Source organism: Pseudomonas sp. P129 (genome assembly GCF_020312195.1).
Taxonomy (GTDB): Bacteria; Pseudomonadota; Gammaproteobacteria; order Pseudomonadales; family Pseudomonadaceae; genus Aquipseudomonas; species Aquipseudomonas fragariae.
Window position 1 is genome coordinate 1,282,481 of sequence record NZ_JAGPYS010000001.1, and the last position, 24,124, is coordinate 1,306,604.

The following is a 24,124-nucleotide window of genomic DNA, read 5'->3' on the forward strand; positions in this document are numbered from 1 at the left end:
GCCGACAAACCGGCGCTCGAGGAGAACACACATGCTTCCTGCTCTATACGTCGCCAAAACCGGCCTTGCCGCTCAGGATACCAACCTGACCACCATCTCCAACAACCTGGCGAACGTCTCGACCACCGGTTTCAAAAGTGACCGGGCCGAGTTCCAGGACCTGCTGTATCAGATCAAACGCCAGCCGGGTGCCCAGTCCACTCAGGACAGCGAACTGCCTTCCGGCCTGCAACTGGGTACCGGTGTGCGCATTGTCGGCACGCAGAAGAACTTCACTGCCGGTAGCCTGCAGACCACCAACAACCCGCTGGACCTGGCGGTCAACGGTCGTGGTTTCTTTCAGGTGACCCAGCCGGACGGCACCATTGCCTACAGCCGTGACGGTACGTTCCACCTCGACGCCAACGGCCAGATCGTCACGGCCAACGGTTATGCCCTTGAGCCTGCGATTGTCGTTCCGCAGAACGCCCAGACCTTCACGGTCGGTCAGGACGGTACTGTTTCCGTCACGCTGGCAGGCGCAACCGCTACGCCGCAGATCATCGGCAATATCCAGACCGCCGACTTCATCAACCCGGCCGGCCTGCAGGCCATCGGTGGCAACCTGTACCTGGAAACCGGTTCGAGCGGCGCGCCGCAGATCGGCACCCCTGGCCTTAACGGCCTGGGTCCGACCCTGCAGAACACCCTGGAAAACTCCAACGTCAGCACCGTTGAGGAACTGGTCAACATGATCACTACCCAGCGCGCCTACGAGATGAACTCCAAAGTGATCTCGACCGCTGACCAGATGCTGCAAAACCTGACGCAGAACCTGTAAGGCCTTGATGTCGCTGCTCGTAGAACCGCTCAATCCGATGGGGCGCCTGATAAGCGCCTGTTACACCGCGAGGTTTCAAGTGTCATGAACCGCCTTAGTGTTCCGCGTTTTTCAGTGTTGATCGCTTCATTGTGCGGGATCACCCTGCTGTCCGGCTGTGTTGCGCCGACGGCCAAGCCCAATGACCCTTATTACGCTCCGGTGTTACCGCGTACGCCCATGTCGGCGGCTGCCAACAATGGCGCCATCTATCAGGCCGGTTTCGAGCAGAACCTGTACGGCGACCGCAAGGCCTTCCGTATTGGCGACATCATCACCATCACGCTTTCCGAGCGTATGGCGGCGAGCAAGGCGGCCACTTCGGCGATGTCTAAGGACAGCACCAACAGCATTGGTCTGACCTCGCTGTTCGGTTCGGGTCTGACCACCAACAACCCGATTGGCGGCAACGACCTGAGTCTGAACGCCGGTTACAACGGTGCGCGGACCACCAAGGGTGATGGCAAGGCTGCACAGAGCAACAGTCTGACCGGTTCGGTCACCGTGACGGTTGCGGATGTGCTGCCCAACGGCATTCTGGCGGTACGTGGTGAAAAGTGGATGACCCTCAATACCGGTGATGAACTGGTGCGGATTGCCGGCCTGGTCCGGGCTGACGATATCGCCACCGACAACACTGTGTCATCTACCCGTATCGCTGATGCACGTATTACCTATTCGGGGACCGGAGCCTTTGCCGATACCAGCCAGCCAGGCTGGTTCGACCGGTTCTTCCTCAGCCCGTTGTTCCCTTTCTGATAGCGGGATAGACATGATCAAGCTCAAGCAACTGATAGCGGCGACCTTGTTGTTGTCCACAGCGTTCGGCGTCCACGCCGAGCGTCTGAAGGACATCGCGAGCATCTCTGGCGTACGGGCCAACCAGTTGATCGGTTACGGTCTGGTCGTGGGTCTCAATGGTACAGGTGACCAGACCACCCAGACCCCGTTCACCCTGCAGACCTTCAACAACATGCTGTCGCAGTTCGGCATCAAGGTGCCGTCGGGTTCGGGCACCGTGCAGCTGAAAAACGTCGCGGCGGTCGCTGTGTATGCGGATCTGCCTGCCTTCGCCAAGCCGGGGCAGACGGTCGATATCACCGTTTCCTCGATCGGTAACTCCAAGAGTCTGCGCGGCGGTGCGCTGTTGATGACACCGATGAAAGGTGTCGACGGCAACGTTTACGCCATCGCTCAAGGCAACCTGGTGGTCGGTGGTTTCGATGCGGAAGGCCGTGACGGTTCGAAGATTACCGTCAACGTCCCGTCGTCGGGACGCATTCCTGGCGGCGCTTCGGTCGAGCGCTCGGTGCCGAGCGGCTTCAATCAGGGCAATACCCTGACCCTGAACCTGAACCGTTCCGACTTCACTACGGCCAAGCGGATAGTCGACAAGATCAACGAATTGTTGGGCCCGGGCGTCGCTCAGGCCTTGGACGGTGGTTCGGTGCGTGTGACCGCGCCGCTTGATCCGGGTCAGCGTGTCGACTACCTGTCGATTCTGGAAAACCTGGAAGTCGATCCCGGCCAGACCGCTGCCAAGGTCATCATCAATTCGCGTACCGGCACGATTGTCATCGGTCAGAACGTCAAGGTGTCGCCTGCTGCCGTAACCCACGGCAGCCTGACCGTGACCATCACCGAAGACCCGATCGTCAGCCAGCCGGGCGCATTGTCCGGCGGTCAGACTGCGGTAGTGCCTCGCTCGCGGGTCAATGCCCAGCAGGAGCTGCACCCGATGTTCAAGTTCGGTCCAGGCACCACGCTGGATGAGATCGTTCGCGCGGTCAATCAGGTGGGCGCTGCGCCCGGTGACCTGATGGCCATTCTCGAAGCGCTTAAACAGGCCGGCGCGTTGCAAGCCGACCTGATCGTGATCTGAGGATTCGAGCATGGATATGCCCAAGAGCGGAATTTCGTCGGCGGTCGACTCGGGTGCGTACACCGACGTCAACCGTCTGGCGTCGCTGAAGCATGGCGACAAGGACAGTGTGGAAAACCAGAAGAAAGTGGCCCGCGAGTTCGAGTCGCTGTTCGTCAGCCAGATGCTCAAGGCCATGCGCTCGGCCAACGAAGTGCTGGCCAAGGACAATCCGATGAACACCCCTGCCACGCGGCAGTATCAGGATATGTATGACCAGCAGCTGGCGGTCACACTCTCCACGCGTGGCAACGGTATCGGTCTGCAGGATGTGCTGATGCGCCAATTGTCGAAAGACAAGGGGATAAACCATGCCGCGCCGGTCAATACGACCGACGCTGCAACGGCCGCTACTGACGCTGCGCCGGCCAAGACCGGTCTGGCGACCAGTGTCTACCAGCGTCCATTGTGGGCCACGCGCTCGGCGGCTGCCGATCAGGCGGCGGCTGCGGCATCGGCGTCCGGAGAAGGGCGCAATGACATGGCGCTGCTCAACGCCCGCCGTCTGTCCCTGCCCGCCAAGCTCACCGATCGTCTGCTGGCTGGCATCGTGCCGTCCGCTACAACCGCCGTCAGCAACAGCCCGGTACCCGCTCGCGCGACAGCCGGCAGCACAGGCAACAACGGCGACTGGACACTCGATCCGAACCTGGCGCCAGCGCCCGAGTACGTGCGTTCCATGGCCCAGCCACCGCTGGCACCGGCCAAGCGTGCGTTCAGCAACGCCGATCAGTTCGTCGAAACCATGCTGCCATTGGCCAAGGAAGCCGCAGCACGTATCGGCGTTGACCCGGTCATGCTGGTGGCGCAGGCGGCACTGGAAACCGGTTGGGGCAAATCGATCATGCGTCAGCAGGACGGCAGCAGTAGTCACAACCTGTTCGGCATCAAGGCGGCAGGCAGCTGGAAGGGTGCCGAAGCGCGCGCGATCACCAGCGAGTTCCGCGACGGCAAGATGGTCAAGGAAACCGCGGACTTCCGTTCCTACGATTCCTATGCCGACAGCTTCCACGACCTGGTCAGTCTGTTGCAGAACAACAGTCGCTATAAAGAAGTGGTCAATTCGGCCGATAAACCGGAACAGTTTGTAAAAGAATTGCAGAAAGCCGGTTACGCCACTGACCCGGACTATGCCAGCAAGATTTCGCAGATTGCCAAGCAGATGAAGAGTTACCAGACTTACGCCGCTGCAGCGGGCTCTTCCACGACTTTATAAGGTTTGACTCATGTCGCTGATTTCAATTGGGCTCTCAGGTATCAATGCCAGCAGTGCCGCGATCAACACCATCGGTAACAACACGGCCAACGTGGATACCGCGGGTTACTCGCGTCAGCAGGTGCTGACCACGGCTTCGGCGCAGATCGCTCTTGGTCAGGGTGTGGGCTACATCGGTACCGGCACCACGCTGTCCGACGTACGTCGCATCTACAACAGCTATCTGGACACCCAATTGCAATCGAGCACCGCCCTCAGCGCGGATGCAGTGGCTTATTCCGGTCAGGCCAGCAAGACCGATACATTGCTGTCCGACAGTGCGACGGGGATCTCCGTGCAGCTGGCGGATTTCTTCACCAAGATGCAGGGCATCGCCACCAGCGCCACGCAGTCGGCAGAACGCTCGTCGTTCCTGACCCAGGCTGGCGCGTTGAGCGCACGCTTCAACTCGGTGTCGTCGCAGTTGTCCACGCAGAACGATAACGTCAACACGCAGCTCAACACCTTCACCAAACAGGTCAACGAACTGACCACCACGCTGGCGAGCCTGAACAAGCAGATTACACAAGCGTCGGCGGGCAATGCCACGCCTAACACCCTGCTTGACTCGCGCAGTGAAGCGGTTCGTCAGCTCAACGAGCTGGTTGGCGTGAAAGTGGTCGAGAACAACGGCAACTTCGACATTTATACCGGCACCGGACAATCGCTGGTCAGTGGCGGCACGTCCTACAAGATGTCGGCCAGCCCGAGCCCGTCCGATCCGTTGCAGTACAACGTGCAGATTGCCTACGGCCAGACCCAGACCGATGTGACCTCGGTGCTTACTGGCGGCTCGATTGGTGGTCTGTTGCGTTATCGCAACGAAGTGCTGGTGCCCGCGACCAATGAACTGGGCCGTACCGCGATGGTGCTGTCCGATCAGGTCAACAGCCAGATGAGCCAGGGTATCGACAGCAAGGGCAACTTCGGTTCGAACCTGTTCTCCAGCATCAACAGTGCGGATGCCATCACCCAGCGCAGCGTCGGCAAAACCACCAACAGTGTCGGCTCCGGCAACCTCAACGTGACGATCGGCGACACCAGCAAGCTGACCGCCAACGATTATGAAGTGACGTTCAGCGATTCATCGAATTTCAGCGTGCGCCGTCTGCCCAATGGCGAGAGCGTGGGTGCCGGTTCGCTGGCTGACAATCCGCCAAAGCAGTTCGATGGCTTCAGTGTGAGCCTCAACGGCAATACGCTGGCCGCCGGTGACAGTTTCAAGGTCATCCCTACCCGTACTGGCGCCTCGGGGATTTCGGTGGTGCTGACCGATGCCAAGGACATTGCAGCTGCCGCGCCGTTGACGGCAACCGCGGGTAGCAGCAACTCCGGCACCGGCGGCTTCACTCAGCCGGTGCTGAACACCAAGTCCGATATCTACGACAGCACCCAGACCGCTGACCTGCGCAATGCGCTCAAAGACTCCACCCCGATGAAACTGGTAATGGGTGCGGTCAGCAGCACCGGCGTGCAGAGTTATACCCTGATCAATGCGAGTGGCGGGGCGGTGCTTGACCAGAATGGCAACGCCGTCAGTGGTTCGATCATTCAGGGTCAGGCCAACACCGTCAAATTGAACGTTGGCTATACCGACACCACGACAACGCCGAGCAGCAAAACCGCTTTTGAACTGCAAATGACCATTTCCGGCTCGCCGGTTGCCAATGACACGTTCAGCATCGGCATGACCGGCGGCGGCTCGTCCGATAACCGCAATGCGTTGGCGGTGGTCGGCCTGCAGACTGCCAAGACTGTCGGCGTCGTCAACGGTGGTGTGGGTACCAGCCTGTCCGGTTCGTATGCAGATACGGTGTCTGTTGTGGGTACGCTGGCGAGCCAGAGCAAGAACGATGTGACCGCCACAGCGGCCGTTGTCAGCCAGGCGAAGTCGTCACGCGATTCGGTCTCGGGTGTATCGCTCGATGAAGAAGCGTCCAACCTGATCAAGTACCAGCAGTACTACACCGCCTCTTCGCAGATCATCAAGGCGGCACAAACCATTTTCAGCACGCTGATCAACAGTCTTTAAGGAATCGTGAGCCATGCGTATCTCGACTACCCAGTTCTTCGAATCCACGAACACCAATTATCAGCGTAACTATTCGAACCTGAACAAGACCAGCGAAGAGGTTTCCAGCGGCATCAAGCTCAATACTGCGGGCGATGATCCGGTGGGTGCGGCGCGCGTACTGCAACTGACCCAGCAGAACTCCATGCTGACCCAGTACGAAACCAATATCGGCACGATCAATACCAATGCGGTGACCACCGAAACGACGCTGACCAGCATCATCGACACGATGCAGGCCGCGCGTGAGCAGATCGTCTCGGCAGGCAGTGGCGCCTTTACCGACTCGGACCGGCTCGCCAAGGCTTCGGCCCTCAAGCAGTACCAGAGTCAGATTCTGGGCCTGATGAACAGCCAGGACCCGAACGGTCAGTACATATTTTCCGGTTCCAAGGCCTCTACGCCACCGTACTCGCTGAACGCCGACGGCTCCTACAGCTACAAGGGCGATCAGACCAGCGTCAATCTGGCGGTAGGCGATGGTCTGGTGATGGCCAGCAACACGTCAGGTTTCGAGGCCTTCGAACAGTCGGTCAACACAACCCGTACGTCTGCCACACTGCTCTCGCCTGCAACCGATGACGGCAAGATCGGCCTCAGCAGTGGCCTGGTGACGTCCACTCCGACCTATAACGCCAGCTACCAGGCCGGTGAGCCCTACACGCTGACCTTTCTCAGCGGTACGCAGTTCAAGATCACTGACGCCAGTGGCACTGACGTGAGTTCCGATACGTCGTCTGGCGGCAAGTTTTCCCACGGCTCGTTCGATGCCCAGACGTTCACCTTCCGCGGCGTGGAAATGACCCTCAACGTCAACCTGCCAGCCGCTGACCGGGTTTCGGACGCTACCGCAGATGCGGCGCTGGCCAATCGCAGCTACCAGTTGGCGTCGACACCGGACAGTGTTTCCACCTCGCGCAGCGCCGGCAATACGTCAACGGCGACCGTCAGTAGCTCTGTCGTGGGCAATACCGCTGCGGACCGGACTGCTTTCAACAATACCTTCCCGACAGACGGCGCAATCCTCAAGTTCACCAGCCCGACCGATTACGACCTGTACGCCGCGCCACTGACCAGCAGCAGCAAGCCAGTGTCCAGTGGCACCATGACTGGTTCGACGGCCAATGCTTCAGGGGTGAACTTCAATATCAGCGGCACGCCGGCTGCCGGCGACCAGTTCATCGTCGAGTCTGGCACGCACCAGACCGAGAACATTCTCAATACGCTGACAGCGGCGATCAAAGCCCTGTCGACGCCCACCGATGGCAACCTGGTGGCCTCGCAGAATATGACGGCAGCGCTGAACTCTGCGCTGGGCAACATGAGCAGCGCCATCGAGCAGGCCTCTACGGCACGCTCCAACGGCGGTGCGCGTCAGCTGGCGGCAACCGCCCAAGGCACGACCAACGATCTGCTCAAAGGCAACAACACCACTGAGCAAGGCACTTACGTAAACGCCGACATCGTCGAGGCGACCACCCGCCTGACATTACAGAAAACCATGCTGGACGCTTCTCAGCAGGTGTTTACCATGCTATCCAAGTTGAACCTGTTCAGTCAGCTTTGAGTTCTGACGTTGAGCATCCGCCGTCTTTTTTCAGCGGTGAGGGGGGCCACTCGACTGATGGGTCCCCAGCCGCTCGCGAGTCAGTCATAGTGAATTCAGTCCCCCTCGTCAGTATCGTCATTCCCGCCTTCAATCCGCGTTTTTTCCGCGCAGCGCTGCAAAGTGCGCTCGACCAGGTCTACGACAATCTCGAAATCATCGTCTGTGACGATTGCCGTAGCGACGAGATCAAGGCGATTTTCGACGAACTGGTGGCTCCCGACAGCGACCGGGCCCGTTACCTGCGCAATCCTCAGCGCCTGGGGTTTCAGGGCAACCTGCTCAAGGGGCTGGAGCAGGCGAGCGGCGAGTACATCAAGTTTCTCTGTGATGACGACCGCCTCTATAACTACTGCATTGCGCATCAGGCGCAAACCCTTGATACCTACCAGGACGTCCAACTCGTCGTCAGCAAGCGCCATCTGGTGGATGTCGATGATTATGTCTTGCCGGCCCGCATGGAAAACGTCGGCCTCGTGCCCTACGACGCCGTGTTCAAGGGCGAGGACATGCTGGCGATTTTCGAGCGCACGCCGCGCAATTATCTGGGCGGTTTCAGTGGCGCGCTGATGCGTCGCGCCGATGTCCAGGAATACCTGCCGTCCATTGCGCTGCCGCAGGGTTTCGTTGCGCTGCTGGATTTCACGTTGTTTATCTGCCTGCTGCGACGCGGCAATCTCGTGGTGCTGCACAGCATCCAGAGCACCGAACGCCTGCACCCGGGGCGCTTCAGCAGTCAGGGCGATATGCACCAGAAAGCCACCACCGAATGGGGCTGGCTGAACGAAATGCTCAAGGCGCGTAGCGGCGAAGACGCACCGGCTCAGGGCTGGGTGCGTTTTCTGCCTCTGCGCCGCGCGCACGAAGAGCCGCGCGAGTGGGATGAGGTCGGCCTTTACGGGGTGATGGCTGGTCGCCAGGGCATCATGATGAGCCGCGTCGGCAGTAGCAGTGACAGCTATGCAGAGCTTTACGCCGAATGGCTGTCCTGCCGCCGGTTTTCCGAGCCGCAAAAAAAACTGCTGGAACAGCGCATCGTCAGTTGGGCCTGGCAGCCACGTATCGTGCCGGTGATCATCGATGCGGATGGCGATGCCGAGGCCCTCGATATCACCTTGCGCAGCCTGGCCGAACAGGACTATGCCGCAGACTCGGTGGTGGTGCTGACCAACGCCAGTGTCGACGATCCGCAGGTGCTGCGTTTTTCTCTGCAGCCGGACTGGGCTCGGCAACTGAACGAAGTATTGCCACTGCTGGACAGTGCCGACTGGGTCTACCTGTTGCGCGCTGGTGACCGGCTGACGCAGCCAGCGTTGTTGATTCTGGCCGAGCGTATCGCCCAGATCCCCGGGCTGCTGTGTGTCTACAGCGACGAAGGCGCGCTGGTCGAGGACGAGTCCAGAGAGCCGATATTCAAACCCGGCTTCAACCTGGACCTGCTGCGTGCCTATCCTTATGTCGGGCGCACGCTGGCGTTCGAACGTCGAAATCTGCTCGACATGGGCGGTTTCGATCCGGCCTTCGATGAACTCGCCCCGCACGATGTGATCTGGCGTCTGGTCGAAGGGGCCGGGCCACAGAGCATCGAGCACATTGCCGAAGTTCAGGTCGAGTCGCGTCTGGCATTCGCGGGCTGGCTGTCGCTGCCTGGTGTTATCGAGCACAGCGAGCCTCTGGTTGCAGCCCACCTGTCACGGATCGGCAGAGAACACGTGATTCATCACGATCAGTTGCCGTTGCTCAATCGCATCGAGTACGTTCACCCATCACTGCCTCTGGTCTCGATCATCATCACCGCCAGGGATCAACTGGGCGCCCTGGAGCGCTGCATAGACAGTCTGCTCAGCAACACCACCTACCCGAATTACGAAGTCCTGATCGTCGACAACGCCAGCGAAAGCGCCGAAGCGCGGGCATGGTTCACGGCGATGAGTGAGCTGGGCAGCGACAAGTTGCGGATTTTTTCCCTGTCCGCAACAGGCAGCGAGGCAGCCGCCCAGAATCATGCCGCCGGTCAGGCGCGTGGCGATTATCTGCTGATGCTCAGCGCCTATGCGCTGATCCATCAGGCGGACTGGCTGCAGGGGCTGATGCACCATGCCCAGCGCCCCGAGGTCGGGATCGTCGGTCCACGTATCCTCAATCCACAAGGCAATATTCTGTACGCAGGCATGGTCATGGGCATGGATGGTCTGGCCGGTCGGCCGTTCATCAATTTCCCTGCAGGTGCCAGTGGCTACATGCAGCGCCTGCAATTGACCCAGAACTGGAGTGCGGTCAGCGGCAATTGCCTGATGGTGCGCAAGGACGTGTTCGACGCCGTCGGCGCACTGGAGGCGGCGACCTTCACGCAGGGGCTGCAGGATCTGGACCTGTGCATGCGTGTCGGGCACGAGGGTTACCTGATCGTCGGTACCCCGGATTCATCGCTGGTACTGGCCGAGCCTGCTGCCGCCGAACGTAACGAGACGTCTCGTCAGGTACTCGACAACGAGCAGAAATCATTCTTCCAGAAGTGGCTGCCGAAGATGGCCAGGGATCAGGCCTACAACCCCAACCTGTACCTCAACGAGGCGCTGTCGTTCACCCTGGACCCTGGTCTGCTGGCGGGCTGGAGCCCGTTCTGCACCCGGCATCTGCCGTCCATTTTCGGTATGGCGGTCAACTCCTCGGCGGTGGGTCACTACCGGGTCAGCCAGCCACTCCTGGAGTTGATGGCGGCCGGGCGGGTGGTTGGCCGGATGACTTACGAGACCGCAACGCCGGTCGAAATAGAGCGCCAGTCGCCAGATGTCATCGTTTTCCAGGGGCGTTACACAGAAGCCAAGGTCCCGGACATCGAGCTGGCAAAGAACTACTCCAATGCCATGCGTATTTTCGAGCTTGATGACTACATCGCCGATGTCCCCGAGCGCAACGAGCACAAGCGCAACATGCCGGACAACATCGGCGCCATGCTGCGCAAGGGTATAGGCCTGTGTGACCGTGTGGTGGTATCGACTCACCCGCTGGCCGAGGCGCTGTCGAGCATGCACAGCGACATTCGCGTCGTGCCGAACATGCTGGCGACCCACTTGTGGAGTAACCTCAGGACCCAGCGTCGCAGCTCGGACAAGCCGCGTATCGGCTGGGGCGGCGGCACCAGCCATCGGGGGGACCTGGAGCTGATTGCCGATGTGGTGCGCGAACTGGCTGATGAAGTCGAGTGGGTGTTCTTCGGCATGTGCCCGGATCTGCTCAAGCCCTACATCCATGAGTTCCATCCAGGGGTCAGCCTGAAAACCTACCCGGCCAAGCTCGCCAGCCTGAACCTTGATCTGGCCTTGGCACCGCTGGAATTCCATATTTTCAATGACTGCAAAAGCAACCTCAGGTTGCTGGAGTACGGCGCCTGCGGCTATCCGGTGATCTGTTCCGACACCGAGGCGTATCGCGGCCATCTGCCGGCGACCCGGGTGTACACCAACAGCTCCGAAGAATGGTTGCAGGCGATCCGCATGCACTTGTCCGACCCCAATGCCAGCTACCGCATGGGCGACGAGTTGCGCGAGACAGTACTGCGTGACTTCATGTTGCGCGGCGAAAACCTGCAGTATTGGGCCAACGGCTGGTTGCCGGACTGATCCGATCCGTTTGAACACGCACCAGCGGGTTGCCCGCTGGCACGGTCACGCTACGCTCTTGCTTCAACGCCCGCTGCGGTTGAAGGCGCAATCGATTCGTTATAAGGAAAGATCATGCAAAGCCATTCGGGAAATGAACACACCGCTTTGAATCAGCGTCTGACCCTGCTGTTGATGGCCAGGGACCAGCCAGACTTCCTGCGCCGCGCCTTGAAGTATTACAGCCAGTTTCCGTGCACCCTCATAGTGGTCGATGCGTCAGCCCAGCCTGATGCGGAGATTGCCGGCACAGCCGGCCTGCATTACCTGCACAGTGACGCGCTGGCCAGTGCCAGCCTTGGCGTCAGGATCGCCGAGGGGCTCAAGCAGGTGACCACGCCCTTCGTGGTTCAGGCTCCGGTCGACAGTTTTCTGCTGCCTGATGCACTGAGCGCAGCGCTGAGCTTTCTTGAGGCCAACCCCACCTACGGCGCCTGTCAGGGCTACAGCCTGAGCTATCAGGCGCAGGTCGGTCAGGTGGACTATTTCCGTCGCGATCGCAAAACCTGCGAAGACTATGCCGCGGATGACGCGGGTGAGCGGGTTCTGGGTTTCATGAGTGAAGGCCTGTCGCTGCTCAGCGCAGTGACGCGCACGGAGCTGGCGCAGCAGTGGTTCACTTCGGTTACCGATGACACCGAGCCGCACTGGCAGGAAATCGGCCATATGAACTATCTGGTTGCGGCGGCCCGCCTGCGCATCCTGCCAATCGCTTATGCACTGCACTTCACCTCGGGCAAGCAGGCCGAGCTACGTCATGGCGCGGCCATTGCCGCCGCCGTCAGGCACACCGATCCCAAAGCCAGGGCCGCCCGTGATGCGTTCGCCAAGAAACTGGTCGCGCTGCTCGGTGAAGGTTCGGGCTTCGAAGGTGCGCATGGCGAACAGAAGATTCAGGCCGGCCTTGCCGCCATGGGTGAGTGCCTCAAGACCCAGGGCTTCCAGGGCGATGAGAAAATCATCAGCGCGGTGTGGAATGTCGGCCTTGAGCAATCGGACGCGCTCTTCGAGCCTCGCCAGTTCGTCGAAATGCCGTTTTACAACCAGGCACTGTTCGATGAGCTGGCCAGAATCGAATTCCTCATCCATCTGATGCCAGCGGGCCGTTTGCAGCTGGAAGGGCTGGAAGCGGCGCTGCTCAAGCAGGCCGAGTTGTTGCGCGAGCAGAGCAACCCGGACGCTGAAGCGCGCATCAGCCGCCTGTGGTACGCCTACGAAACCTACGCTTTCAACCTGGGCGTCGTGAAGAGCCTGATCGCGGAATTGATCAGCGGCAAAGGCAAGGACAGCGAAAAGCAGATCGAACAGGTTTCGGCCTGGAGCCAGCGTCTGCAGGCGGCATCCGCTTTCGACAATGGTCGGCTGCTCGATGGCATGGCTTCCGGTCAACTGCTCAACTGGCTCGATTCGCGCGATCCGGCGCCTGAGGCCCTCAAGCAGATCAGCGACAGGCTCGCCAGCAAACCGGGCGGGTCGCAGATCGGTATCCTGTTGCTGGACCTGGAAGCGGATGTATTCAAGCTGCAGGCCACGTTCGACAGCCTGATCAACAGTCATTACAAGGCCTTCAGGGTGGTGGTGTTCACCACCGGAGAATTGCCAGCCGTGACTACGCTGCACAATACCCTGCACTTTGTGAAAGTCACCGAAAGCAACTACGTTGACAAGATCAACCAGGTCGTCAAACAGTCGCCCAGCGACTGGCTGATGCTCGCGCAGGCCGGCGAAGAGTTCACCCGCAGCGGTCTGTTGCTGGCCAGCGCCGAGCTGATCGATGCCGCGCAGTGCCGGGCTGTTGCCGTGGACGAGATTCAGCGTCAAGCCAATGGCACGCTCACGCCGGTGTTCCGTCCCGGCTTCAACCTTGATCTGCTGCAAAGCCTGCCAGCACTGATGGCTCGTCACTGGCTGGTGCGCCGTGAGTTGCTGGTCGAGGCGGGTGGATACTCGCGCGAGTTTCCCGAGGCGCTGGAATTCGATCTGTTGCTGCGCCTGATCGAGCAGGGCGGCATGAGCGGCCTGGCCCATTTGAGCGAACCGTTGCTGATCTGTGAGGCGCCCGAGCTGAAAGACAATCCGGACGAACAGAAAGCGCTCAAGCGCCACCTTGGCAAGCGCGGTTATCAGGCTGAAGTCAGCTCGGCGCAGCCTGGCACCTACAAGATCGATTATCGCCACGCCCACCGGCCGGTGGTTTCGATCCTGCTGCACAGCCAGGACAACCTCCCCGAATTGCAGCGCTGCCTGCAAAGCATTCTGCAACGCACCCGCTATCAGCGTTATGAAGTGCTGATCGGTGACAACGCCAGCACTTCTGCCGAACTGTCGACCTGGCTTGACCGGCAGGAGCAGGTGTCGGGTCGCGTGCGGGTATTCCGTACCGAACAACGCATGAGTCCCGCGACCCTGCGCAATCTGATCAGCCAGGAAGCCGGTGGCGAATACCTGATCCTGCTGGATGCTGAAAGTCAGATCGTCAATGTCGGCTGGATCGAATCACTGCTCAACCAGGCGCAGCGCCCGGAAGTGGGCGTGGTAGGCGCCAAGCTGGTGGATGGCGAAGGCGCAGTGACTCAGGCCGGTCTGGTGCTGGGCCTCAATGGCGGTGTGGGTTCGGGGTTTGTCGGTGAGCCCAAGACCGCCACCGGCTACATGCAGCGTCTGGTGGTCGAGCAAAACTACTCTGCCGTGTCATCGGCCTGCCTGATGATTGCCAAGGAGCTATACAACACAGTGGGTGGTCTTGATGAGGAGGCATTCGCCGAAGCGCTGGGCGATGTCGACCTGTGCCTCAAGGCTGCGCAGGCCGGCTACCTGACCGTATGGACGCCGCATGTGCAGGTGGTGCATTCCGGTGTGCTGCATGCCCCGCAGCAGGCGCGCGAAGCATTGATGGACAAGTGGTCAGCGCAGTTCGCGCAGGATGAAGCCTACAGCGTCAATCTGGATCTCCACGGCAAAGGCTTCACTCTGGCCGTTTGAGTCGTTCACCCCCGTAAAACCGGCTGCTTCGCGGCCGGTTAGTCACTTTGAAGGCTTCTTCGCAGGAAGCTGCCGGCAAGCATCAAGTGCATGTTCCCTCGACGCAAATTATCCTAAAGCATGCACACGGGAGTGACCTGCGGGTCATAAAGTGCATCTCCACTGTATTGTTTTACAGGGAGCGACATGCGCCTGACTTGCTTTAACCTGCCAAGCGCCCTGAAAATGTCCGTAAATCACCCCTATTCGGTAGCGCCCCGATTTCGTCGGGACGAAAAATGACCTGTTTACTCATCGGGAAGCCATGATGATTGGCATTAAAAGCATAGCGAGTTACGTGCCTGTTGCAGGTGTTGATAACTACGCTCAAGGCGCCAGATTCGGCAAGGATGAAGAATTCATCCTTGGGAAAATCGGCTCCACCTTCCTGCCGCGCAAAGACGCCGGCCAGGAAACCTCGGATCTGTGCGTTGAGGCGGCCAACACGCTGTTTGCCAATAACCCGCAGCTCAAGCGCGAAAGCATCGATGTGCTGATCGTCGTCACCCAGAATGGCGACGAGGAAGGGCTGCCGCATACCGCAGCCATCGTTCAGGACAAGCTGGGGCTGTCGACCAACGTTGCCGCATTCGACATTTCGCTGGGCTGTTCCGGCTATGTGTACGGCATTTATGCGATCAAGGGCTTCATGGAGGCGGCAGGCTTGAAAAATGGCCTGTTGATCACTGCCGATCCGTATTCGAAAATTGTCGATCAGGAAGACCGCAACACCACCATGCTGTTCGGTGACGCGGCGACAGCCACCTGGATGGGCGAGGGTGCCGAATGGCAATTGGGCAAGGCGAAGTTCGGTACCGATGGTTCCGGTGCGCCACATCTGAAGGTCAGCAACGGCGTTTTCTTCATGAACGGTCGCCAGGTGTTCAACTTTGCACTGTTGAAAGTCCCGGCGCATTTGCATGAGCTACTGGCCGAGTCGGATCTGACCCCGGACGATATCGATGCCTTCTGTATTCACCAGGGCAGTGCGGCGATCGTCGATGCGGTCGCGCGGCGCTTCGAAGACAAACCCGAGAAGTTTCTCAAGGACATGGTCGAAACCGGCAACACCGTGTCATCCAGCATTCCGCTGCTGATCGAAAAGCATGTGCTCGGTTCTTCATGGAAGCGGGTTGCCTTGAGTGGTTTTGGTGTGGGGTTGTCCTGGGGCTCTGCAATTATCTATAAAGACTGAGTTCACCTCGCCTTACAAAGAACGCCTGCGGATAAAACCCCAGGCGCTTTTAAATTAAATAGTGATCTGCGTCACACTTTGAACTTCGTGGTGCAATGCGCTCGCCTGCCGCCACTTCTGACTGCCGTGAATTCCCCTCTTTCCCGCCGTGGGTTTACGCCCCAAACCCTTGTTTTATAAGGGGTGTCACGATGATGGCAAAATATTAAAAAAAAACACTCAAGCAACCTGCCATCGCGACGATAACTATTACGAAGGTTCTCTAGGCACACCCGGCGCTTGCAGGGGCCGGAAGCCACGTAGTACCAAACCAACGAGGAATTCATCATGGCTTTAACAGTAAACACCAACGTAGCATCGTTGAACGTCCAGAAGAACCTGGGTCGCGCTTCCGACGCCCTTTCGACCTCGATGACTCGTCTGTCTTCCGGTCTGAAAATCAACAGCGCCAAAGACGACGCTGCTGGCCTGAACATCGCCACCAAGATCAACTCGCAGATCAAAGGTCAGACCATGGCGATCAAAAACGCCAACGACGGTATGTCCATTGCTCAGACCGCTGAAGGCGCGCTGCAAGAGTCGACCAACATTCTGCAACGTATGCGTGAACTGGCTGTTCAGTCGCGAAACGACAGCAACAGCGCTACTGACCGCGTTGCGCTGAACAAAGAATTCACCCAGATGAGTTCGGAACTGACCCGTATCGCCAACAGTACCAACCTGAACGGCAAAAACCTGATCGACGGTTCTGCCAGCACCATGACTTTCCAGGTTGGCTCCAACTCCGGCGCCTCGAACCAGATCACTCTGACTCTGAGCGCCAGCTTTGACGCAAACACCCTGGGTGTCGGTTCGGCAATCACCATCGTCGGTTCCGACAGTGCTGCTGCAGAGACTAACTTCTCTGCTGCAATGGCCGCTATCGACTCGGCTCTGCAGACCATCAACAACACGCGTTCTGATCTCGGTGCTGCACAAAACCGTCTGACCAGCACCATCTCCAACCTGCAGAACATCAACGAAAACGCCAGTGCTGCACTGGGTCGTATCCAGGATACCGACTTCGCTGCTGAAACTGCACAGCTGACCAAGCAACAGACTCTGCAACAGGCTTCCACCTCTGTTCTGGCTCAGGCTAACCAGCTGCCATCCGCTGTACTGAAACTGCTTCAGTAATATCAGCGTGAGTTTTAGCGGGGGAGTACTTAACAGTGCTCTCTCGCTTTTTTACTTTCTGAGGTGATGGTCATGGATATGAGTGTGAAGTTGAGCGTGACTTATCCGGCCGTTCAACCGGCGAGTCAGGCCCCGGTGCCGGACGCGTCTGTTGACAAGCCTGCCGATAAGGCGCCCGTCGAGCGTGTTGCCGCCACGGCTGAAAGTAAAGGCTCCGGTCTGCACAAGGATGATTCCAAAGACGATGCCAAAGTCAAGGCCGCCGCTGAGGACATCCAGAAGTTCTTTCACGAGGTAAAGCGCAATCTCGAGTTTTCGATCGACGAAGATTCTGGCAAAGTCATTGTCAAAGTGATTGCAAGCGATTCCGGTGAAGTAGTACGACAGATTCCCAATGCAGAAATCCTGAAGCTGGCCGATAGCCTGAGTGATGCGAACAGTTTGTTGTTCCGCGCCAAGGCCTGATCGCCGGTACGGTATGTGTTGTCGGGTCATTCGCCTTTTGAAAGGGCGGCGAACCCCGCGGCATTCTTGAAGGGAGAAGCACCATGGCAAGTCCGATTACATCTTCAACAGGCCTGGGTTCGGGTCTGGCAATTTCCGCCATCGTCGAAGGTCTTGTCGGTGCTGAAAAAGCGCCCAAGCAAAACCAGATCGACAAGCAGAGCGCTTCCACGACTGCATCCCTGTCGGGTGTCAGTCAGTTGACGTCTGCACTGGCTGCGTTCCAGAAAACACTGGACACCCTGGCCAGTTCCACCACGCCTGCCTTTCAGGGCTTTGCTGCCACGTCTGCCAATGAAGCAGTGGTCAAGGCCACAGCGGGCAACACGGCAGTCAACGGCACCTACGCGATTAACATAAGCCAGCTGGCAACACCTTCGAAGGTGGCTACCGCCGCGCTGGACTCGACGCAGGCGAGTGCTATTCCGAGTGGTACTCTGAAAATCACTCAAAATGGCACTGATTACAACGTGGCGATCGACAAGACCTCGACGCTGCAGGAAGTGCGCGACAAGGTAAACTCGACGCTGCAGGGTAAAGGCATCACCGCCAACATCATCAACGACAACAACGGTTCCAGGCTGGTGTTCAGTTCGACGACCACCGGCAAGGGCAGTGACATTTCGGTGACGGGTGCTTCCGGCCAGGAAGCACTTAACATCGATGGCACCAAGTTGATGAGTGAATCCAGTACCGGCGCTGGTGCGATTACCGCTGTAGCCAAGGACGCCGCATTCACGGTCGATGGCTTGAGTCTGACCAGCAAGACCAATACCGTAAGTACGGCGATTTCCGGTCTGACATTCGAATTGGTCGCGCCCAGCGCTTCTTCTGCTGCTTCGGCATCGACCACGGTCACGGTAGCCACCAACACCGATGGTCTGAAAACCTCATTGCAGTCATTCGTCGACTCTTACAACACGCTGGTTTCACTGGTGTCGTCGTTGACCAAGGGTACTGTCGGCAGTGATGGCACTTACGCTGCCGCTGCGTTGACCGGCGACTCCACCCCGCGTGCACTGCTGGCAACGATACGCGACCAGATTTCCACGGCTACGTCGAATGCCGGTTTGAGTTCCCTGGCGCAGTTGGGGATCAAGACTCAACAGTCTGACGGCAAGTTGACGTTGAGCACGACCGAACTCACAACAGCGCTGAGCGACAAGAAGCTGGGCAGCCAGATTCAGGCGATGTTCACCGGTGTGACCAATGCTGATGGCACAACCTCGGATGGTTTGATTGCGCGCATGAACAAGGCGCTTGAGCCATACACGAAAGCTGACGGCGTTCTGGCTGGCAAGACCACCAGTCTTAATAAGGTGCAGACGCGACTGGCCAGTGATCAGGAGGCGCTCAACCGTCGTATTACGACATTGACGGCAACCCTCACCAAGAAATACAACGCAATGGACCTGGTCGTCGGGCAGTTAAAGGCAACTGCCTCAAGCATTACTTCGATTTTTGAAGCGATGAACGCGCAGAAAAACGCCTCGTAAAAAACCAGTGCAGAAGTACCAGGAACCCGACGCTGTGTCGGGTTCTTGCTTTTGGGCTAAAGTTTCTGCGCACTGCGTCGATAGCTTGAGTATCAGTATTCTGGATTTGTTACGAGGCCCATTATGAATCCGATGTTAGCGTTGCGGCAGTATCAGAAGATCGGCTCCCAGGCTCAGACCTCGGAGGCCAGTCCTCATCGTCTGGTTCAAATGTTGATGGAAGGTGGCCTCGACCGCATTGCTCAGGCCAAGGGCGCCATGGCGCGCAGGGATATCGCCAGCAAGGGCGTGCTCATCAGCAAGGCCATCGACATCGTGGGCGGCCTGCGTGAGGGGCTGGATCTGGAAAACTCGCCCAGCGATGCGCTGGTCAGGCAGGACAGCCTCTATCACTACATGATGACGCGTCTGGCGGAAGCCAACGCCCGTAATGATCAGAAGATGCTCGATGAAGTCGCCGGCCTGTTGATCACCGTCAAGGAAGGCTGGGACGCTATCGGCACCTTGCAATAATCTGCTGGCCTGAGGAGAACAATAATGAGTGCTGCGCTCAAGCGTATCGAAGAAACCCGCGAAGCCTTGGTAGGCGCGCTGGCAGATCGTGACTGGGAGGCTATCGTCAAGCTGGATCTGGCGTGTCGCGAGTGTGTTGACGCGGTGGTCAGCGAAGCGCCCGACGACGAACCTGCACTGCGCAGCAACCTTGAGGAGTTATTGGGTGTCTACAGGCAGCTGATTGATGTTGCAACCGGTGAGCGTCAAGCGGTTGTCGAAGAAATGACTCAAATCCAGAATGCGAAGAGCGCGACGAAGGTATACCATCTGTTTGGTTAATGTTTAATTGTCATTTTTATTGTTCGACAAGAATTTCGCCATAAATTTGACTGTGTCCGTTTTTTTGACTTAACTAGTGATGTTTACTATTTTCTGGCGTCTCAAGGTTTATACAGCTGAGAAGCCAAGCTGCCCCCCAATCATGGGCATTGAGTTGACTAGGGAAGTTGCTATTGCATGTGGCGTGAAATCAAGATTCTGCTAATCGATGACGATAGCCAGCGCCGCCGGGATCTGGCGGTTATCCTGAATTTTCTTGGCGAAGAAAATCTCTCCTGTTCCAGTCAGGACTGGCAGCAGGTGGTCGGCTCTCTGGCGTCTCCACGAGAAGTACTCTGCGTACTGGTCGGCAGCGTAAACGCGCCGGGCAGCCTGCAAGGGCTTCTTAAGACCATCGCAGCATGGGATGAGTTCCTTCCTGTGCTGCTGATGAGCGAAAATTCCTCTGTCGAATTGCCCGAGGATTTGCGCAGGCGAGTCCTTTCTGCACTCGAAATGCCGCCCAGCTACAGCAAGCTGCTCGATTCGCTGCACCGTGCCCAGGTCTATCGCGAGATGTACGATCAGGCCCGCGAGCGCGGCCGTCATCGTGAACCGAACCTGTTCCGCAGTCTGGTAGGTACCAGCCGCGCGATTCAGCACGTGCGGCAGATGATGCAGCAGGTCGCCGACACCGATGCGAGCGTACTGATTCTGGGCGAGTCGGGCACTGGCAAGGAAGTGGTTGCGCGTAACCTGCACTACCACTCCAAGCGTCGTGATGCGCCGTTCGTGCCGGTCAACTGCGGTGCCATTCCGGCCGAGCTGCTCGAAAGCGAGCTGTTCGGACACGAGAAGGGCGCGTTTACCGGTGCGATCACCAGCCGTGCCGGGCGCTTCGAGCTGGCCAACGGCGGCACATTGTTTCTCGACGAAATCGGCGACATGCCACTGCCGATGCAGGTCAAGCTGCTGCGCGTCCTGCAGGAGCGCACTTTCGAGCGTGTGGGCAGCAACAAGACGCAAAGCATCGATGTGCGCATCATCGCCGCGACGCACAAGAATCTCGAGACCATGATCGAGCTGGGCAGCTTCCGCGAAGATCTTTACTACCGTCTCAATGTGTTCCCGATCGAAATGGCGCCGTTGCGCGAGCGTGTCGAAGATATCCCGCTGCTCATGAACGAATTGATTTCGCGCATGGAGCACGAGAAGCGCGGTTCGATTCGCTTCAACTCCGCAGCCATTATGTCGCTGTGTCGCCATGCCTGGCCGGGCAACGTCCGTGAGCTGGCCAACCTGGTCGAGCGCATGGCGATCATGCACCCGTACGGCGTGATTGGCGTGGCTGAGCTGCCAAAGAAGTTTCGCTACGTCGACGACGAAGACGAGCAGATGGTCGACAGCATGCGCAGCGAGATCGAAGAGCGTGTGGCGATCAACAGCAATACGCCGAACTTCGCCTCTGGCGCGATGCTGCCGCCTGAAGGGCTTGATCTGAAAGACTACCTCGGTGGTCTGGAACAGGGCCTGATTCAGCAGGCGCTCGACGATGCCAACGGTATCGTTGCCCGCGCTGCGGAGCGCTTGCGTATTCGTCGTACGACGCTGGTCGAGAAGATGCGCAAGTACGGTATGAGCCGTCGTGAGGGCGATGAACAGGCAGATGATTGACGCCGGTTTTTTGTGCCAAAAACCAAGCCCCTGATTTTTCAGGGGTTTTTTTTAGGCACGGGGATTGCTAAGTCTCTCTTAACACACCGTTTACTGACGGTTCGCCACGAGAGAGATGAATCATGTCCCAGGCCGCCCAACTGACTTCCGCCCTATCTGTTCAGGCTCCGTACTCCCCGGAGCTGGAAAGTCGTCAGGGGCTTGAGCACGCATTCTCGCTGTTCAATCAAATGTCGGCGCAATTGACCGATTCCTACGGGGTGCTTGAAGCACGCGTCACCGAACTCAAGGGCGAACTGGCACATGCCGGCGCCCAGCGTCTTCAGGAGCTGGCGGAAAAAGAACGCCTGGCCAACCGCCTGCAGAATCTGCTTGATCTGCTGCCCGGCGGGGTGATCGTCATTGATGGCATGGGCGTCGTGCGCGAGGCCAATCCCGCTGCAATCGATCTGCTCGGGCAGCCGCTGCTGGGCATGCTCTGGCGTCATGTGATCAGCCGCTGCTTTGCACCCCGAGAGGACGACGGCCACGAAGTCTCCCTCAAGGACGGTCGCAGGCTCTCGATTGCCACACGCTCGCTGGATGCCGAGCCGGGTCAGTTGGTATTGCTCAATGACCTGACCGAAACCCGTCATCTTCAGGAACAGCTGGCCCGTCACGAGCGCCTGTCTTCACTGGGGCGTATGGTAGCCTCTCTGGCGCATCAGATTCGTACGCCGTTGTCCGCTGCCATGATCTACGCCAGCCATTTGACCGAGCAGGAACTGCCGGTGGAAACCCAGCAGCGTTTCGCCGCGCGGCTCAAGGATCGTTTACATGAGCTGGAGCATCAGGTTCGCGACATGCTGGTGTTCGCCCGCGGCGAACTGCCGCTGACGGATCGCCTGACGCCCGGTGCTCTGTTTCAGGCGCTGCAAAATGCGGCTGCGACGCATGTTCAGGGCGTGGCGGTGCGCTGGCAGTGCGACAGCATCGATGGCGAGCTGCTGTGCAATCGCGACACACTGGTCGGCGCACTGCTCAATCTGATTGAAAACGCCGTCCAGGCCAGCGCTGGCCGGACGCTGCTGAAAATTCACGCCTACAGTCGCGGCAACCAACTGCGAATCTGCTTCAGCGATAACGGCAGCGGCATTGACAAGGCCGCGCTGGCGCGCATCGGTGAGCCGTTCTTTACGACCAAGACCACCGGCACAGGGCTTGGCCTGGCCGTGGTGACGGCGGTGTCGCGTGCGCATCAGGGGCGCGTGGATTATTTGTCGCGGGTCGGCCGTGGTACCTGCGCCATTGTCAGTCTGCCGTTGATCCCGGCTTCCAGTTCGACAGGTAATCACTGATGCCGATCAATGTGCTGCTGGTCGAGGATGACCGTTCGCTCCGGGAAGCGCTTGGGGAAACCCTCGAGCTGGCCGGTTATGACTATCAGGCGGTCGGTTCCGCCGAAGAAGCACTGGTGGCTGCCGAGGCAACGCCCTTTAGCCTGGTGATCAGTGACGTCAACATGCCGGGCATGGACGGCCACCAATTGCTGAGTCTGTTACGCAGCCGGCATCCGCAATTGCCGGTGCTGTTGATGACGGCGCATGGCGCAGTCGAGCGCGCTGTCGATGCCATGCGCCAGGGGGCTGCGGATTACCTGGTCAAACCCTTCGAGCCCAAGGCGCTGATCGCGCTGGTTGCGCGGCATGCACTGGGTCGTCTGGAGCCTGCCGAGCGCGACGGGCCGATTGCGGTCGAGTCCGCCAGTATCCAGTTACTGAACCTTGCCAGCCGCGTGGCGAAAAGCGACTCCACCGTGCTGATCTCCGGCGAGTCCGGGACCGGTAAAGAGGTTTTGGCGCGTTTCATTCATCAAAACTCGCCCCGTGCCGATAAGCCTTTTATTGCGATCAATTGTGCAGCGATTCCGGACAATATGCTGGAAGCCACGTTATTCGGCCATGAAAAGGGTTCGTTTACCGGCGCCATTGCGGCGCAGGCCGGCAAGTTCGAGCAGGCTGACGGCGGGACGATCCTGCTGGACGAGATTTCCGAAATGCCGCTGGGACTGCAAGCCAAATTGCTACGTGTGTTGCAGGAACGCGAAGTCGAACGCGTAGGGGCGCGCAAGCCGATCGTTCTGGATATCCGCGTCGTGGCGACCACCAACCGCGATCTGGCGGGTGAAGTGGCGGCGGGGCGCTTTCGTGAAGATCTGTTTTATCGCCTGTCGGTATTTCCATTGGCATGGCAGGCGTTGCGTCAAAGGACTGCCGATATTCTGCCGTTGGCCGAGCGGCTTCTGGCCAAGCACGTCAATAAAATGAAGCACGCGCCGGTTCGTCTTTCCGCCGAAGCGCAGCAGTGTCTGGTGAGCTATCCATGGCCCGGGAATGTGCGGGAGCTGGATAACGCAGTACAGCGGGCCTTGATTCTGCAGCAGGGCGGGGTGATTCAGGCACAGGATTTCTGTCTGTCCGGGCCGGTTACCAGCCTGCCTGTTGCTGCCTCTGTCGAGGCTGCAGGGGCAGTGACTGGCACCACCGCGGAGAATGCAGGTGCCGGCGTCAGTCCGGAATCTGTCGGCGCGCTGGGCGATGACCTCAGGCGTCACGAGTTTCAAATGATCATCGACACCCTGCGTTCTGAACGGGGACGTCGCAAGGAGGCTGCGGAACGCCTGGGTATCAGCCCGCGTACATTGCGCTACAAGCTGGCGCAGATGCGTGACGCCGGAATGGATGTGGAAGCCTATCTGTTTGCCACATGAACCCGGCACACAGATCGCCGCTCCCGATCGGCGGTCACTGAATATTTTTGCTGTGATACAAGCCTGAAATAAACCCGGGGCCCCGTAGATACGGGCGGCCCGGCGCGAACTCGTGTCAAGCG

The 24,124-nt window shown here is 59.0% G+C and carries 17 protein-coding genes; all 17 read left to right on the forward strand.

Annotation, left to right across the window (positions count from 1 at the left end):
* Window positions 1–31: 31 nt before the first annotated feature.
* The 17 genes from flgG to KBY02_RS05700 all read left to right on the forward strand — a co-directional run bounded on the left by flgG (window position 32) and on the right by KBY02_RS05700 (window position 24,002).
* Entirely contained in the window at window positions 32–820 is a 789-nt protein-coding gene (gene flgG, locus KBY02_RS05620) for a flagellar basal-body rod protein FlgG (RefSeq protein WP_003412455.1), read from the forward strand.
* An 84-nt stretch (window positions 821–904) separates the two neighbouring features.
* Window positions 905–1,618 carry a flagellar basal body L-ring protein FlgH gene (gene flgH / locus KBY02_RS05625; protein ID WP_011268457.1) on the forward strand — a complete coding sequence of 238 codons (714 nt, stop codon included), beginning with the start codon at window positions 905–907 and terminating at the stop codon, window positions 1,616–1,618.
* A 13-nt stretch (window positions 1,619–1,631) separates the two neighbouring features.
* Window positions 1,632–2,741 (forward strand): flagellar basal body P-ring protein FlgI, encoded by a 1,110-nt coding sequence (locus KBY02_RS05630; RefSeq protein ID WP_003404340.1) that lies wholly within the window; start codon window positions 1,632–1,634, stop codon window positions 2,739–2,741.
* Window positions 2,742–2,751: 10 nt separating this feature from the next.
* Window positions 2,752–3,996, forward strand: a complete 1,245-nt coding sequence (gene flgJ, locus KBY02_RS05635; protein ID WP_003316789.1) for a flagellar assembly peptidoglycan hydrolase FlgJ — start codon at window positions 2,752–2,754, stop codon at window positions 3,994–3,996.
* Between the two features lie 10 nt (window positions 3,997–4,006).
* Window positions 4,007–6,067 carry a flagellar hook-associated protein FlgK gene (flgK, locus tag KBY02_RS05640; RefSeq protein ID WP_003404346.1) on the forward strand — a complete coding sequence of 687 codons (2,061 nt, stop codon included), beginning with the start codon at window positions 4,007–4,009 and terminating at the stop codon, window positions 6,065–6,067.
* Window positions 6,068–6,080: 13 nt separating this feature from the next.
* Window positions 6,081–7,673 (forward strand): flagellar hook-associated protein 3, encoded by a 1,593-nt coding sequence (locus KBY02_RS05645; RefSeq protein WP_003404348.1) that lies wholly within the window; start codon window positions 6,081–6,083, stop codon window positions 7,671–7,673.
* A gap of 89 nt (window positions 7,674–7,762) precedes the next feature.
* Window positions 7,763–11,335: a glycosyltransferase gene (locus KBY02_RS05650; RefSeq protein WP_104684420.1), complete on the forward strand. Its 3,573-nt coding sequence runs from the start codon at window positions 7,763–7,765 to the stop codon at window positions 11,333–11,335.
* 114 nt (window positions 11,336–11,449) lie between these two features.
* Complete coding sequence (locus KBY02_RS05655) at window positions 11,450–14,356, forward strand: glycosyltransferase family 2 protein (protein WP_104684419.1); 2,907 nt, start codon at window positions 11,450–11,452, stop codon at window positions 14,354–14,356.
* Between the two features lie 307 nt (window positions 14,357–14,663).
* The gene (locus KBY02_RS05660; RefSeq protein ID WP_024648363.1) at window positions 14,664–15,590 is read left to right on the forward strand and encodes a ketoacyl-ACP synthase III; all 927 of its coding nucleotides are present in this window, start codon (window positions 14,664–14,666) and stop codon (window positions 15,588–15,590) included.
* A gap of 327 nt (window positions 15,591–15,917) precedes the next feature.
* Window positions 15,918–16,766 (forward strand): flagellin domain-containing protein, encoded by an 849-nt coding sequence (locus KBY02_RS05665; RefSeq protein WP_003316798.1) that lies wholly within the window; start codon window positions 15,918–15,920, stop codon window positions 16,764–16,766.
* A 72-nt stretch (window positions 16,767–16,838) separates the two neighbouring features.
* Window positions 16,839–17,231 (forward strand): flagellar protein FlaG, encoded by a 393-nt coding sequence (locus KBY02_RS05670; protein ID WP_032656981.1) that lies wholly within the window; start codon window positions 16,839–16,841, stop codon window positions 17,229–17,231.
* Between the two features lie 83 nt (window positions 17,232–17,314).
* A complete protein-coding gene (gene fliD, locus KBY02_RS05675; RefSeq protein ID WP_032656979.1) occupies window positions 17,315–18,766 on the forward strand; it encodes a flagellar filament capping protein FliD in 1,452 nt (483 codons plus the stop codon).
* Window positions 18,767–18,889: 123 nt separating this feature from the next.
* Window positions 18,890–19,279 (forward strand): flagellar export chaperone FliS, encoded by a 390-nt coding sequence (gene fliS, locus KBY02_RS05680; protein ID WP_003316801.1) that lies wholly within the window; start codon window positions 18,890–18,892, stop codon window positions 19,277–19,279.
* 24 nt (window positions 19,280–19,303) lie between these two features.
* The gene (gene fliT / locus KBY02_RS05685; RefSeq protein WP_003316802.1) at window positions 19,304–19,600 is read left to right on the forward strand and encodes a flagellar protein FliT; all 297 of its coding nucleotides are present in this window, start codon (window positions 19,304–19,306) and stop codon (window positions 19,598–19,600) included.
* Between the two features lie 177 nt (window positions 19,601–19,777).
* Window positions 19,778–21,253, forward strand: coding sequence for a transcriptional regulator FleQ (gene fleQ / locus KBY02_RS05690; protein ID WP_003316803.1), 1,476 nt, complete (start codon window positions 19,778–19,780; stop codon window positions 21,251–21,253).
* Window positions 21,254–21,375: 122 nt separating this feature from the next.
* Window positions 21,376–22,590 carry a sensor histidine kinase gene (locus tag KBY02_RS05695; RefSeq protein ID WP_024643116.1) on the forward strand — a complete coding sequence of 405 codons (1,215 nt, stop codon included), beginning with the start codon at window positions 21,376–21,378 and terminating at the stop codon, window positions 22,588–22,590.
* Window positions 22,590–24,002 (forward strand): sigma-54-dependent transcriptional regulator, encoded by a 1,413-nt coding sequence (locus KBY02_RS05700; RefSeq protein WP_024661306.1) that lies wholly within the window; start codon window positions 22,590–22,592, stop codon window positions 24,000–24,002. The genes KBY02_RS05695 and KBY02_RS05700 overlap by 1 nt, the downstream gene beginning before the upstream one ends.
* Window positions 24,003–24,124 lie beyond the last annotated feature (122 nt).